The 13,271-nt window shown below is 69.6% G+C and carries 12 protein-coding genes; 7 read left to right on the plus strand and 5 right to left on the minus strand.

Going from position 1 to position 13,271, the window contains the following annotated elements:
• Positions 1–103 precede the first annotated feature (103 nt).
• The 6 genes from ASC79_RS11230 (at position 104) to ASC79_RS11255 (ending at position 6,651) form a co-directional block, all read left to right on the plus strand.
• Positions 104–2,173, plus strand: a complete 2,070-nt coding sequence (locus ASC79_RS11230) for an ATP-binding protein (RefSeq protein ID WP_056015926.1) — start codon at positions 104–106, stop codon at positions 2,171–2,173.
• Positions 2,174–2,242: 69 nt separating this feature from the next.
• Positions 2,243–3,259 carry an ABC transporter substrate-binding protein gene (locus tag ASC79_RS11235; protein WP_369817252.1) on the plus strand — a complete coding sequence of 339 codons (1,017 nt, stop codon included), beginning with the start codon at positions 2,243–2,245 and terminating at the stop codon, positions 3,257–3,259.
• A gap of 110 nt (positions 3,260–3,369) precedes the next feature.
• Positions 3,370–4,116: an ABC transporter ATP-binding protein gene (locus ASC79_RS11240; RefSeq protein WP_056015929.1), complete on the plus strand. Its 747-nt coding sequence runs from the start codon at positions 3,370–3,372 to the stop codon at positions 4,114–4,116.
• Positions 4,113–4,871: an ABC transporter permease gene (locus ASC79_RS11245; RefSeq protein ID WP_056015932.1), complete on the plus strand. Its 759-nt coding sequence runs from the start codon at positions 4,113–4,115 to the stop codon at positions 4,869–4,871. The genes ASC79_RS11240 and ASC79_RS11245 overlap by 4 nt, the downstream gene beginning before the upstream one ends.
• Positions 4,872–4,920: 49 nt before the next feature.
• Complete coding sequence (locus tag ASC79_RS11250) at positions 4,921–5,541, plus strand: hypothetical protein (protein ID WP_056015934.1); 621 nt, start codon at positions 4,921–4,923, stop codon at positions 5,539–5,541.
• A 12-nt stretch (positions 5,542–5,553) separates the two neighbouring features.
• Positions 5,554–6,651: a DUF2336 domain-containing protein gene (locus tag ASC79_RS11255; RefSeq protein WP_056015937.1), complete on the plus strand. Its 1,098-nt coding sequence runs from the start codon at positions 5,554–5,556 to the stop codon at positions 6,649–6,651.
• Here the strand turns inward: ASC79_RS11255 and ASC79_RS11260 are convergent.
• The 4 genes from ASC79_RS11260 to ASC79_RS11275 all read right to left on the minus strand — a co-directional run bounded on the left by ASC79_RS11260 (position 6,648) and on the right by ASC79_RS11275 (position 10,666).
• The gene (locus tag ASC79_RS11260) at positions 6,648–8,027 is read right to left on the minus strand and encodes a hypothetical protein (RefSeq protein ID WP_056015940.1); all 1,380 of its coding nucleotides are present in this window, start codon (positions 8,025–8,027) and stop codon (positions 6,648–6,650) included. The two genes, ASC79_RS11255 and ASC79_RS11260, sit on opposite strands and share 4 nt — an antisense overlap.
• Positions 8,028–8,212: 185 nt before the next feature.
• Positions 8,213–9,811 carry a peptide chain release factor 3 gene (locus ASC79_RS11265; RefSeq protein WP_056015943.1) on the minus strand — a complete coding sequence of 533 codons (1,599 nt, stop codon included), beginning with the start codon at positions 9,809–9,811 and terminating at the stop codon, positions 8,213–8,215.
• Positions 9,812–9,853: 42 nt separating this feature from the next.
• Complete coding sequence (locus tag ASC79_RS11270; protein ID WP_056017874.1) at positions 9,854–10,234, minus strand: hypothetical protein; 381 nt, start codon at positions 10,232–10,234, stop codon at positions 9,854–9,856.
• Between the two features lie 99 nt (positions 10,235–10,333).
• Positions 10,334–10,666, minus strand: a complete 333-nt coding sequence (locus tag ASC79_RS11275) for a DUF1491 family protein (protein ID WP_056015946.1) — start codon at positions 10,664–10,666, stop codon at positions 10,334–10,336.
• A 91-nt stretch (positions 10,667–10,757) separates the two neighbouring features.
• On the opposite strand from ASC79_RS11275, the gene ASC79_RS11280 reads away from it, so the two are divergent.
• Entirely contained in the window at positions 10,758–11,669 is a 912-nt protein-coding gene (locus tag ASC79_RS11280; RefSeq protein ID WP_156378239.1) for a hypothetical protein, read from the plus strand.
• Here the strand turns inward: ASC79_RS11280 and ASC79_RS20780 are convergent.
• Positions 11,666–13,141, minus strand: a complete 1,476-nt coding sequence (locus ASC79_RS20780) for a sensor histidine kinase KdpD (RefSeq protein WP_156378240.1) — start codon at positions 13,139–13,141, stop codon at positions 11,666–11,668. The genes ASC79_RS11280 and ASC79_RS20780 overlap by 4 nt on opposite strands.
• Positions 13,142–13,271 lie beyond the last annotated feature (130 nt).

Here is a 13,271-nt window from a genome sequence, read left to right on the forward strand (position 1 = left end):
TAGACGGCTCGCAGGTTCCTGCGACAAACCGTCCCGTCCCTGACGCCTTAAGCGTTTGGTGTTCAAGGTCGGCGCACCCTGGTCCGAACTCACGGGAACCCCCATGACGGCTCGGACCTCCTGGTCTCACAATCTGGCGCTCAGCTTAGGCCTGTCGGTGGCCTATGCGGCCAGCGTGCTGTTCAGCCTGACCCTCACGCGCGAGGGGTCCGGGGTGGCGACCATCTGGCTGGCCGGTGGGATCATGGCCGCAGGCTTCCTGCTGTTGCCGCGGCGCTGGGGCGTGGGCATGGCGGCTATCTGCATCGCCTTTCAGTTCACCCTGAATCTTGTGGTCGGAAACACGCTGCTCGCGTCCGCGACGTTTCCCGCCCTCACCACCGCAGAGGCCGCAGCAACCGCCTGGTTGGCCCGCAAGGTGTGCGGTTCTACGATGCGCCTCACCAGCATGGCGCGGGTCGCAAAACTGATCTTCCTGGCCGTCGCGCCCGCCACCGGCCTGGCGGCCGTGCTCGCCGCAGACATCTTCACGCTCTACGGACGCAGCTTCAACACGGTGCTGGCCAGCTGGTTCTACGGGCACGCGCTGGGCATGGCGATCATGTTGCCGGCCTGCCTGATGGTGGCCCGCCCCGACATGATCCGGGACTTCCGCCGTCCGTGGATGGAGCAGGTCGCCCTCTACGGACTGGTCGCCGGCTTGAGCGCCCTCACCGCGCTGCCCCTGCGGTTTCCGATTTCGCTGTTGCTGTTTCCGACCATGGCGCTGCTCGCCTTCCGACTCGGCCCCCGCGGGTCGGCTGTCGGCGCCCTGGTCATGGCCGTGACGCTGTCGAGCCTGATGTTCAGCCTGCCCGTCGGAGCGCTCGATGCAAGCTGGAGCCTGGCCGAGCGCGCGCGCAGCCTGCAGTTCCTGATCGCCATCAACTTCTTCACCAGCCTGGCGATGGCCATCGTCATCGCCGACCAGAAGCGCATGAAGCGCCTTTGGGCCAGCCGCACGCGCATCGCGCGCGCCGCCCAGGCCCGCGCCATGGCCGCCGGCCAGGCCAAGACCGAATTCCTGGCGACCATGAGCCACGAGATCCGCACCCCGATGACCTCGATCGTCGGCTTCACCGAGGTGCTGCTCAAGCGCGAGGACCTGCCCGACCCCGCGCGCCGCCAGCTGGCGCTGATCGACCGGGCGGGCGCCTCGCTGCTCACCGTCGTCAACGATATCCTCGACTTCTCGAAGGTGGAGTCCGGCGAGGTCGAACTCTCGCTTGCCCCGGTCACGCCGCGCAGCGTCGCCCAGGACGCCCTGGCCATTGTCGCCGAGGCCGCCCGCCGCAAGGGGCTGGATCTGCAGCTCGGCTTCATCGGTCCGGTCGAACGGCCCGTGATGATCGACGACCTGCGGGTGCGGCAGATCCTGCTCAACCTGCTCTCCAACGCGATCAAGTTCACCGAACAGGGCCGGGTCCGCCTGGACCTGCAGGCGCTGGAGACCGCCGACGCCACAACGCTGCGTTTCCGCGTCTCGGACACCGGGCCTGGCGTGCCTTCCGAACAGGCCGCACGGCTGTTCAAGCGCTTCAGCCAGGGCGACTCCTCGGTCAGTCGCACCCATGGCGGGACAGGCCTTGGCCTAGCCATCTGCCGCGGGCTGACCGATCTGATGGGCGGCAAGATCGGCGTCGAGAGCAAGCCGTCGGCTGGAGCGGTGTTCTGGTTCGAAATCCCGGCCCGCCCTTTGGAAGGCGCCGCGCCGGAGGCCGCCGAGCCCGCCGACGCCACGATGCTGAACGCGCGCGTGCTGCTGGTCGACGACCATCCTATGAACCGCGAGCTCGGCTCGACGGTGCTGAGCCTGCTGGGATGCGAGGTGATCCTGGCCGAGAACGGCGAAGAGGCGGTCAGCGCAGCCCAGACCAGCGGCTGCGACCTGATCCTGATGGACGTGCACATGCCGCGCATGGACGGGCTGGAGGCCACCCGAGCCATCCGCTCCCTCGGCGGCGTTTGCGCCGAGGTGCCGATCATCGCCATGAGCGCCGACGTGATGCCCGAGATGGAGGCCGCCTGCCTGAAGGCTGGCATGAACGCCGCCGTCGGCAAGCCGATCCAGATCAGCGCCTTGCATCAGGTGCTGGCGCAATGGCTGCCGGGTCAGGGCGCGGCCGCGGCCTGAACTTTAGCGTCCGTCAGCCTTGGAACCGCGAGCGGCTGCGCTTAGGCTCGCCGGCGCTAAAGTCTGGGGATGTCCATGAAACTCCTGCGTCTCGCCGCCGTCGCTCTCGCGGCCCTCGTTTGCGCCTGCTCGCCTAGCCAGAAGGACCAGGCGGCCAAAGCGCCTGACGGACGCACCACGATCCGCTTCGCCACCGACTGGCGCGCCCAGGCCGAACAGGGCGGCTTCTATCAGGCCGTGGCGACCGGCGAGTACGCCAAGCGCGGCCTGGATGTGCAGATCGTGCAGGGCGGGCCCGGCGTGAACGTCCCGCAACTCCTGGCGTCCGGCGCCGTCGAGGCGGGCATGGGCTCCAACAGCTTCATCGTGATGAACCTCGCCCAGGAGAAGATCCCGGTCAAAGCGGTCGCGGCGATGATGCAGAAGGACCCGCAGGTCCTGATCGCCCACCCTGACCAGGGGCTTGAGAAGATCGCCGACCTGAAGGGCCGCCCGATCCTGCTGTCGGACGCCTCGGTCACCGCCTTCTGGGTGTGGCTCAAGTCGAAGTACGGCTTCACCGACGATCAGGTGCGCAAGTACACCTTCAACGCCGCGCCGTTCCTGGCCGACAAGCGCGTGGTCCAGCAGGGCTATGTCACCTCCGAGCCCTACACCATCGAGAAACAGGCGGGCCTGAAGCCGAAGGTCTTCCTCCTGGCCGACGAAGGTTATCCCGGCTACGCGACCATGATCCTGGTCCCCGACAGCCTGATCGCCAAAAATCCGGCCGCTGTGAAAGCCTTCGTCGAGGCCTCGTCCGCCGGCTGGAAGAGCTATCTGCACGGCGACGCCGCGCCCGGCGATGCGTTGATCCGGAAGGACAATCCGGAGATGACCCAGGATGTCCTGGACCAGGCGCGCGAGAAGCTGAAATCCTACGGGATCGTCGACTCGGGCGACGCGCAGACCGCCGGCGTCGGCGTGATGACCGATGCGCGCTGGGCCGAGTTCTTCAACGTCGCCTCGAGTCAGGGCGTCTACCCCAAGGACATGGACTACAAGAGCGCCTACACGCTGCAGTTCGTCACGCCGGCGGCCAAGTAGGGCGACGTGCGCGCACCAGTTCTGACGGTGAAACGGGCGAAAACGCCTCGCGCCCCTTCCCCCGCCCTTCGGGCGGTCCCCCTCCCCCGCTTCGCAGGGGAGGAAAGCGCATGAGCATCGCCGCCCTCAAGGACGTCGAGGTCGATTACCCAGGACGTGGACGAGCGCTCGGGCCAGTCAGCCTGAGCATCGAGCCTGGACAGATTCTGGCGTTGGTCGGGCCGTCCGGCTGCGGCAAGTCGACGGCTCTGCGGCTGCTGGCCGGGCTCGAGGGTCCGACGCGCGGAACCCTGGAGCGGACGCCCGGCCGTGGCGAAACCGCCGTGGTGTTCCAGGCGCCGACGCTCGCCCCCTGGCTGACCGCTCGTGCCAACGTCTCCCTGCCCCTCGAACTGTCGGGAACACCGCGCGACGAGGCGCGCCGCCGCGCCGCTGAAGCCCTGGCCCGCGTTGGGCTGGCCGGCGCGGAAACCGCCCGGCCGGCGACGCTATCGGGCGGCATGGCCATGCGGGCCTCGCTGGCCCGCGCCATGGTCACCGAGCCGCGCCTGCTGCTGCTGGACGAACCCTTCGCCGCCCTTGACGAGATCACCCGCCGGACCCTGGCCGACGATGTGCTGCGCCTCTGGGAGACGTCCCGCCCCGCGATCGTCTTTGTGACCCACAATGTCGAGGAGGCGGTCTACATGGCCGACCGCGTCGCGGTGCTGACCCGCGGCCCCGGACGGCTGGCGGGCGTGACCCAGATCGACGCGCCCTTGCCCCGGCCTGAAGGCTTCCGCACCTCATCGGTCTTCCGCGCTGCGGTCGAGCAGGTCTCAGGCCTGCTGGTCCAGGGCATGGAGACCGCATCGTGAGCCGCATCCTCGCCCCGCTCGTCCTGGTCGGCGTCCTGCTGGCGGCCTGGGAAATCGCCGTGCGCACCATGGGGGTGCCGGCGTACTTCCTACCGCCGCCATCGGGCGTCGCGATCGCCCTGGTGGAGAACCTGCCGAGTCTGGCCGCCGCGGCATGGATCACCCTTTCGACCGCCCTGATCGCCCTGGTGGTCGCCAGCCTGCTCGCCGTCGGGCTGGCGGTCGTCGTCGGCCTCAACCCCTTGCTGGAGGCCGCGGTCAGGCCGCTCGCCTCGGTGCTGCAGGTGACGCCGGTGGTGGCCATCGCGCCGCTGGTGCTGATCTGGTCGGGGATCGATCATCCCGAGCGGGCGATCATCGCCCTGGCCGTGCTGGTCGCCTTCTTCCCGATCTTCTCCGGCGCCGTGACCGGCCTGCGCGCGGCCGACCCAGATCTCGAGCGGTTGTTCGACCTCTACGGCGCGGGTCGCTGGCAGCGGGTCCTGCGGTTGCGGCTTCCGTCCTCGGTCCCGTTCCTGCTCGAAGGCCACAAAGTCGGCGCGGGCCTGGCGATCATCGGCGCCGTGGTGGCCGAGTTCGGGGCCGGATCCGGGGGCGTGCGCGGTCTGGCGTGGCAGATCCTCGACGCCGGCAACAAGCTGCAGACTGCGCGGATGATCGCCGCGCTTGTCGTCTTGGGCCTGATGGGGGTGGCGCTGCATGCGCTGCTCGACAAGGCCGAGCGCATCGGCCTGACATGGTGGCGCGGACGTTAAGCTCAGCCGTTAGGCGAGCTTTAAGCGGCTTGCGGTTAACGATGCAGGCATGCGCGCCGTTTTCGCCATCCTCGTCGGCCTCGCCTGCCCGCTGAGCGCCGCCGCTCAGACCGCCGGCGACCGCTATGGGCCGACCTCGGTCGCACGCCTGAACCAGGCCGCCAGCGAGGCCTATCAAGGCCGGGCGCTGAGCTGGGCCAACAAACAGGCGGCCGTGCAAACCAACCCAGGCCAGGCTCTGCCGTCGGCGCCGACACCCTACCGCCAGCAGCCGACCTATGCGCCGTTCCAGCCGCAGGTTCCCCTGCCGTTGCAGCAGCAGAAGCCGGTCGCCGCCGTCCAGCCCCAGCGCCTGCCGACGAGCATCTATGGCCAGGCCGCGCCGACCCCGGCCGCCACCGCGGCTCCGGCTCCGGTTCGCCAGACCGCTCCGGCGCCCGCTCCGCGCGCTGTCCAAGCGCCGCCCCAGCGCCTCGCCGCCGCGACGCCGGGCGGCGTGGGCGGAGCGCCCCGTTTCTACTCCGTCCATCGCGGCTACGGGATGACGCCCGATGCGATCCCCGAGCCGCCGGCCGGTGATCGGTTCGTACTCATCGGACCGCCCGATGCGCCGCAGAACGCGAAGACCGACGACGACGACGCACCGGACGCCCGTCCGGGCGCCTTCTGAGAAGACGCTTAAATGGCCCGCAGCAAGCTTCACGACCTGATCGAGATGGCCAAGGAGCCGTCGAGCGAACGGCGGCGCGAGCTGCTGCGCGGTGTGACGGACCTGTTCTTCTCGAGCGACGACATGCGCGGCGGCGAGGAAATGGAGCTGTTCGACGACGTGCTCAGCCAGCTCGCCGGCGAAATGGAAGAAGCCGTGCGCGGCGAACTGGCCCAGCGGATGTCCAGCGCCGCCAGCCCGCCGCGCGGCCTGCTGCGCGACCTGGCCCGCGACGTCTCGATCGACGTCGCCCGTCCGGTGCTGGAGAACTCCCGGGCGCTGACCGACGACGATCTGCTGTCGGTCGCCCGCACCCGTGGCCAGGACCACCTGCGCGCCATCTCGCAACGCCCGACGGTGTCCGAGGCCGTCTCAGAAGCCATCGTGGAACGCGGCGATGACGCCACGCTCGGCGTGCTGCTGGCCAATGAGGGCGCGGCGATGTCGCGCGAGGTGCAGGAGATGGTCGTCGACCGCGCGGTCGAGAACCCGGCGCTGCACGAGGCCGTGGTCACCCGCAAGGCGTTGCCGGTCGACCTGCTGAACGAGATGTACTTCGTGGTCGAGGCCCGGCTGCGCGGCGAGATCCTGGCCCGCAACGAGCTGGTCGATCCGGCCGAGCTGGACGCCGCCCTGGCCGCCGGCCGCAAGCAGCTGGCCGCCCGCGACGGCGCCCTGCCCTCCGACTATTCCGACGCCGAAAAGCAGATCCGCGTGCTGCGCCTGCGCGGGGCGATCACGCCGCAGGTTCTGGCCGGCTTCCTGCGCGCCCGCGAGACCACCAAGTTCCTGGTGGCGCTGAGCGAACTGGCCGACATCGACTTCCACACCGCCCGACGGATCCTGGAGCGCCGCGAGCTCGACGCCCTGTCGATCGTCTGTAAGGCGGCCGGCTTCGAGCGATCGCTCTACCTCACCTTCGCGGTGCTGATCCTGGACCGCGACGCCAACGCCATGGGCCGCGCGCGCGAATACGGCGAGCTCTACGAGAACCTGCCGCGCGAAGCCGCCCAGCGCACGATCCGCTTCTGGCGCATGCGCCGCAAGACCGGCGACATGGCCGCGGCCTAGTAGGCCGACTTCGCCGCGGTTCCCGCGTTCGCCAGCCGCTCCAGCGCGTCGGCGGCGATCACGCTGAGCGAGCGCAGGCCGAGTTCGCCGAAGACGTCGAGGGCGGCGTTCAGGGCCATGGCGGCGCTGGCGCGCTCGCCGCGGTCGACGCCGGTAATGTCCATGCGCGCTTCGTAAAGCCGGGCCAGATTGACCTGCAGCAGCGCCCAGGCCGCCGGTTCGCGCTTGGCGGAAATCGCCGCCAGCTCGATCTTGAACGCCGCCTCGGCCGCATCCAACACCGTCAGGTCGCCGGACAGCTCAGCCGAGCGCGCCAGGCAGAGCGCCCGGTTCGAGGCGCCGAAGGCGCGCAGCGAGAGGCCCGGGGTTTTCTTCAGCACGTGCGCGGCGCGATCGTAGCAGGTCACGGCCTGCTCGTAGGCGCGCTCGGAGGCTCCGGCTTCGCCCAATGCCTGGAGCCCCTGAGCCAGCGCCGTCTGGACCCGCGCCCAATCGAGCGGGCTGTGCTCTCGCGAAAGCTCGCCGACCACATCGGCGAGGGCGTTGACCGCCTGGGCCAGCACCTCGACCTCGCCGATCATCTCGCCCTGAAGCGCCATGGCCTGGCCGCGCAGCGCCGCGGCGCGCGCCCAGCTCAGGGGCTCGTAGGCAGGGTCTAGGCCCTCGGCGGCCCGCTCGGCCTCCTCGCGGCCAGCGGCCAGGATGTCGATGTCGCGTAGCCGAGCGCCCCAGCCGATCAGGATGTCGGCCAACACCAGCCGGGCCTCGACCGCCAGCAGCCGCGCGGCGCGGCAACGGCGGGTCAGGCTCTGCAGGCCGGCGATCGGGCCGGCGAAGCGTTGGGCGACTGCGCGAGCGGCGTGGGCGTCGCCCGTCGCCATCTGTTCGCGCGCCTCGATGGCGGCGATGCCGATATCGGCGAGCGGCAGCGACAGGCCGCCCCGCGCAGCGGCGCGCGCCTCACGGAAGGCCACGTCGGCGGCGGCGTTGAGGCCGTCATCGCCGAACAGTTCCGCGCCCAGCATGGCGCAGAACGCCTGCTCGCAGCGCGCCCTGGCCCAACCGTCGGGCCGGCGTTCACGATTGAAAGCTTCGGCCGCGGCCTCGGCGGTGGCGGCGGCCTTGCGCAGGATGGCGGCGTCGCCGGATCGCCTTGCGACCTCGCGCCAGACGATCGCGCTCTCCAGCCGGCGCTGCGCCTTGTCCTTGGCTCCGACACGGCCGGCGGCGACGTCGGCGGCCCGGCCCTCCTCGGCGATCATCTGCAAGTCGAGCAGTTCCAGCAGCGATGCGTCGCCGCCGGTCAGTCCGTCGCGCGGGGCGTTGACCGCGTCCGCGCCGAACAGACGCTTCAGTTCTCGACCGAACTCGAACATGCGAAGGCTCCGATCACCTCGCGACGTCTCAACACGGGACGCCTACGGAAGGTTCAGACCGGAAGCAGCAAAGCCGGAGCCGAGTTCGTAAACAAGTGGTTAACGCGCGGAGTATGGTTAACAATAACTGAATAAAATGTGTTCGGCGCCAGCTCCGCTCTGGCGCCGAACTTGCTTAACGGCTGTTAAGCACGTTCCTTCGACCGCTCGAACCCGATCTTGGGGAAACGCTCGGCGACATAGCCGATTTCCCACGCGGACTTGGCCAGGAACACCGGCTGGTCGTCGATGTCAGAGCCCATCGCGCCCTTGTGCTTGTTCGCGAAATCCTCGACGTCGGCCTTGGCGCCCGACAGCCAGCGGGCCTCGGCATAGGGCGACGCCTCGAAGATCACCTCAAGCTGGTACTCGTTGGCCAGGCGGTCGGCCATGACCTCGAACTGCAGCTGCCCCACCGCCCCGACGATGAAGTCCGACCCGATCACCGGGCGGAACAGCTGGGTGACGCCCTCTTCGGCCAGGCCCTCCAGCGCCTTCTTCAGGTGCTTGGCCTTGAGCGGATCCTTGACCCGCACGCGTTGCAGGATTTCAGGCGCGAAGTTCGGCAGGCCGGCGAAGCGCAGCGTCCCCGTCTCCGAGAGGCTGTCGCCTACCCGCAGGACGCCGTGGTTGGGAATACCGATGACGTCGCCGGCGAAGGCTTCCTCGGCCAGTTCGCGATCGGAGGCGAAGAACATGATCGGCGCGTTGACCGACAGCTGGCGGCCGGTGTTCTGGACCTTCAGCTTCATACCGCGATTGAACCGGCCCGAGGTCAGCCGCAGGAAGGCGATCCGGTCGCGGTGGTTGGGGTCCATGTTCGCCTGGACCTTGAACACGAAACCGGTGACCTCCTTGTCGCCAGGCGCGATGTGGGTCGGCTCGCCGCCGCGCGCCGCAGCCACCGCCTTCGGCGGCGGCGCATAGGCGCCAAGGCCGGCCAGCAGCTGGTCGACGCCGAAATGGCGCAGCGCCGAGCCGAAGAACACCGGGGTCATGTGACCTTCGAGGAACGCCTGCGGATCGAACGGCTTCGAAGCCTCCTGAACCAGCATCGCGTTCTCTTCGAGCTCGGCCTGCTCCTCCGGGTCGAGGTAGCTGTCCACCGCATTGCCTTTGAACGCGACCGAGGCCGGGTGGCCTTCGTCGACGTCCGAGCCCTTCTTGGCGAACGGGAAGAACTGCTCGCTACGCAGGTCGAGCATGCCTTTGAAACGGCCGCCGGACCCCGCCGGCCAGAACAGCGGCGCCGGATCGAGGGCCAGCTTCGAGGCGATCTCGTCCAGCAACTCGATCGGGTCCTGGGCTTCGCGGTCCATCTTGTTGATGAAGGTCACGATCGGGATGTCGCGCAGGCGGCAGACCTCGAACAGCTTCAGGGTCTGCGGCTCGATGCCCTTGGCCGCGTCCAGCACCATGACCGCGGCGTCGGCGGCCGTCAGCGTGCGATAGGTGTCCTCCGAGAAGTCCTCGTGGCCCGGCGTGTCCAGCAGGTTGAACATCAGGCCTTCGTGGTCGAAGGTCATGACGCTGGCCGAGACCGAGATCCCGCGCTCGCGCTCAATCTTCATCCAGTCGGACCGGGTGCGACGGTTCTCGCCGCGCGCACGCACGGCCCCGGCGGCCCGGATCGCCCCGCCGGCCAGCAGCAGGTTCTCGGTCAGGGTGGTCTTGCCGGCGTCCGGGTGGGAGATGATGGCGAAGGTGCGCCGGCGCGCGGCCTCGGCGGCGGGAGAGGTGCTCATGGACGGCTGGTAGCGCAGCCGGGGCCGCCGCGAAAGCCCGCGTTATGCCGCCAGGCGACGCCAGACCTGCCGATCGGTCGACACGGTGTCCAGGACGCCCTGGTCCTGGGCGCTGGAAAGCCGGGCCATGACTTCGAAGTCCACATTGGCGTAGCGCAGCGTCACGTCCTCGGGAGCGCAGCCGTAGGCCGGGGCGACGAACAGGGCCGCATTGATCGACGGAGCCTTGGCGATGATCAGGGTCGCCAGCCGCCGAGCCCGCTCAGGCTTGTCGAAGTGAAGCAGCGGGTCCTCGGCGTAGAGCTCCTGCCCCAGCTTGCTGACCACATTGAACGGCAACGCCCGGAACCTGCGCCCCGCCACTTTCGGCGAGAGCTTGGCTCCACTGAGGTTCAGGACAACGTCGTTCAGAAGAAAGAGCATACCAAGCAAGCGCTCGCGTTCGTGGAACGCCATGGTGTGCCATGGGCGTGCTTTCGCCCTCGTTGAGAAAGGCGGTGAATCCGCCGGTAACCGCGCTGGTCAGCCCTGTTCGACAGGCTCGATCAGAAAGTGACGGCCGTCCCGATCCTCGATCTCGACCACCCAGATGTCGGGGTCGATGCGGATCGCGCGCTCGATGTAGCGATCGAGATCTGCCTCCTGGTCAGACAACGCCGGCCGCATCCAGATCCGCTCGCCGTCGCCGCGCGTGGCCTCGGCATAGAGGCGGCTGGTCCCCTCGCCCCGGTTCAGCACCTTGACCAGCACGCTGCCGGCCCGAGCGTCGCCCTTGCGCACGACCACGGCGAAGCCTCCGCCCAGCTCAACGCGGCGGATCAGGGCCGCGACCCAGATGTCGGTGGAAAGCAGCATGGCGTTGGCGCGGTCTCGATAACGGAACGGAAAGGCCGAACCTCTAGGCTCGGCCGCAACATCTCGAACCTATACGAGAAAAACAAAAGGCATGACGAGTACGCGCAGAACCGCGCGGCGCGTCGTGTGTGGATGGATGGGGCTGGCCGCGGCGGGGGGGCTTCTCGCTGCGCCCGGGGTTTCGGTCGCAGCCGCCGCCGACCTCTTCTACGAACGCACGGTGATGACCGCCGCCGACGCAAGGTGCGGCCTGTTCGCGCCCCCCGTCGGCGCGGCGCTGGCGGCTGGCCGCATGCAGGCGCACGGCGCGGCGATCCGGTCGGGCGCCGACAAGGCCGATCTGGCCCAGCTTGAACGACGCGCCCGCGCCAAGGCCGCCGCCACCCCCTGCCGCTCGGCCGACATGACCCTGGCGGCCGGCCGCGTGCGCGAGGCCTTCGAAGGCTACGCGCAGCTCAGCCGCATGACCTATCCGGGCGAGATCTCCGAGTGGCGCGCGGACCGCTCCGGCGGCGTGCGTTGGCGCCTGCAGCAAACCGCCAGTTTCGGCTGGAACAAGATGGTGTTCGGGCTGGCCGGCCGCGAAGGCGCCAACGCCCTGATGACCGTCGCCACCTTCGCCGACGGCAAGGCGCCCTATGGTGCGCGCCTGGTGCTGCGCGACACCGACGCGACGCTGGGGCCCTATCTGGACGCCCGAGGCCAACCCCTGACCAAGCTGCCCCTGGCGCGGCGCCTGCCGCCGGAGACCGCGCGCAACGCCTACACCGCCGAAGCGCGCAGCCCCGCGGGCCAGGATCTGCTGCCCAAGGAGTTCAAGTCCGGTTGGGCGTTCCGCTTTCCGGCCGCGGCGGCGCACGCCCTGGCCGAGCTTGATCCGCGCGAAGCGGTGGCGGTGGAGTTCCTATTTGCCGGATCGGACGGAGAGGTCGTTCGTCGCGCCTATGTCGAGGTGGGCGACTTCGCGGCCGGCCGCGCCTTCCTGCAGGTCGCTTCCCGCTAGACCTCGTTGGCGGCCTGCGGATGGTCGATCACCGGCAGTCGGACCGTCACCGTGGTGCCCTCGCCCAACCGGCTTTCCATGACCATTTCGCCGCCATGCAGTTCAGCGAACGAGCGCACCAGGGACAGGCCAAGCCCGGTCCCGGCCGCCTTTTGCGCCGCGCCGCCCGCCTGTTCGAACGGGCGGCCGAGACGCTGAACGTCTTCCGGACCGATCCCGACCCCCGTGTCCGCCACGATCAGTTCCATTACCGAACCGTCTGCGTGCAGGGTCACGGTCACGCCGCCGCCGCGCGGAGTGAATTTCAACGCGTTGGAGATCAGGTTCAGGGCGATCTGCTTCAGCGCCCGACGGTCGGCCACCACATCCAGGGATTCACGCGGCAGCAGACCGCGCAACTGCACGCCCGCCCGGTCCGCCTGGCCGCGCATCAGCCTCAGCACGCTCGACACCGCATCGCGCGCATCGAAGGGTTCGCGCGCCAGCTCGAAGCGCTCGGCCTCGATCTTGGACATGTCGAGGACGTCGTTGATCAGGTCCAGCAGGTGGCCGCCGGACTCGTGCACCAGTTCGGCATATTCGGCGTAGCGATCCGACAGCGGCCCGAACAGGCGCTGCCGCATGATGTCCGAGAACCCCATGATCGCGTTCAGCGGGGTGCGCAGTTCGTGGCTCATATTGGCCAGGAAGCGCGACTTGCCGGCGTTCTGCGCCTCGGCCTCGCTGCGAGCCTGCTCCAATTCCAGTTCGCGCGCGTGCGCGGCGCCGGCGTCGCGCAGCGCGCCCACCAGCCTGCCGGATTCGGTCCGCTTGAGGACCAGCGACAGCCAGGCCTGGGGCTCGGCCGACGGAGCGAAGCCGACCTCGGCCGCGCCATCGAACGTGGCGCGGGCGAGCGCCTCGCGCAGTCGCCCGCGGTCGGCCTCCCTGGCTAGGTCCACGATCGAACCGCCGGCGCTCGATACGCCCGGTGCTCCGGCCGGCTCCTGGCCCCAGGTGCGCGCGACATCGCCGTTGGCGGCCATCGACACCAACAGAAAGGGCTGCTCCTCCAGCACGCGGCGCAGGTGCGCCAGGGCCTGGCGTTGCCGCCGATCCTCTCGGCCCAGTTCGCGCTGCATGACCACCAGCGCCGCGGCCAGGCCGAGCACCGTCGAGGCGAGGGCGAAGAGGGTGAGCACCGGCGCCACCGCCGGGCGCACGACGAAAGCCGAAACCGTCAGGCCGCCCAGCGCCGTCACCCCGACGGCGGCGAGAGACACCGCCGCGCCCAGCGCCAGCCGCTCGCCCCGCGCCACGCCGACCGCCGCCACCAGCGGCGCCAGGCACCAGACGGCCATCGGGCTGGCGACACCGCCGGTCAGGACAGCCGTGCTCGCAGCCGCCACACCGAGGCCGACGATCGCAAGGATCGAGGCACGGCCGGCCGGCCTTGCTGTCGATAGGGTCCTGGCGGGCGGGCTTTCGATCACGGGCGGTTCGCGGCTCCTTTGGCGGGCGACTCGACAGAGGATTCTCCGTCCCAGAGTCTAGCGGCGCCGGTGAGTCTCCGCGAGGCCGCTCGCGTCCGAAGCGACCCAACTTGGGCGTAGAGATGGCGGC

It is taken from the genome of Phenylobacterium sp. Root1290 (genome assembly GCF_001425305.1).
In the GTDB taxonomy this organism is placed as follows: domain Bacteria; phylum Pseudomonadota; class Alphaproteobacteria; order Caulobacterales; family Caulobacteraceae; genus Phenylobacterium.

Coding starts and splice junctions, on each gene's coding strand:
- ASC79_RS11275 (WP_056015946.1), bottom strand. CDS start 10,666: ATGCTGCTTTCCACCGACATCTGGGTCGCGGCCCTGATCCGCCGCGTT.
- ASC79_RS11235 (WP_369817252.1), top strand. CDS start 2,243: ATGTCCATGAAACTCCTGCGTCTCGCCGCCGTCGCTCTCGCGGCCCTC.
- ASC79_RS11265 (WP_056015943.1), bottom strand. CDS start 9,811: ATGAGCACCTCTCCCGCCGCCGAGGCCGCGCGCCGGCGCACCTTCGCC.
- ASC79_RS11270 (WP_056017874.1), bottom strand. CDS start 10,234: ATGCTCTTTCTTCTGAACGACGTTGTCCTGAACCTCAGTGGAGCCAAG.
- ASC79_RS11255 (WP_056015937.1), top strand. CDS start 5,554: ATGGCCCGCAGCAAGCTTCACGACCTGATCGAGATGGCCAAGGAGCCG.
- ASC79_RS11260 (WP_056015940.1), bottom strand. CDS start 8,027: ATGTTCGAGTTCGGTCGAGAACTGAAGCGTCTGTTCGGCGCGGACGCG.
- ASC79_RS11230 (WP_056015926.1), top strand. CDS start 104: ATGACGGCTCGGACCTCCTGGTCTCACAATCTGGCGCTCAGCTTAGGC.
- ASC79_RS11250 (WP_056015934.1), top strand. CDS start 4,921: ATGCGCGCCGTTTTCGCCATCCTCGTCGGCCTCGCCTGCCCGCTGAGC.
- ASC79_RS11280 (WP_156378239.1), top strand. CDS start 10,758: ATGACGAGTACGCGCAGAACCGCGCGGCGCGTCGTGTGTGGATGGATG.
- ASC79_RS11240 (WP_056015929.1), top strand. CDS start 3,370: ATGAGCATCGCCGCCCTCAAGGACGTCGAGGTCGATTACCCAGGACGT.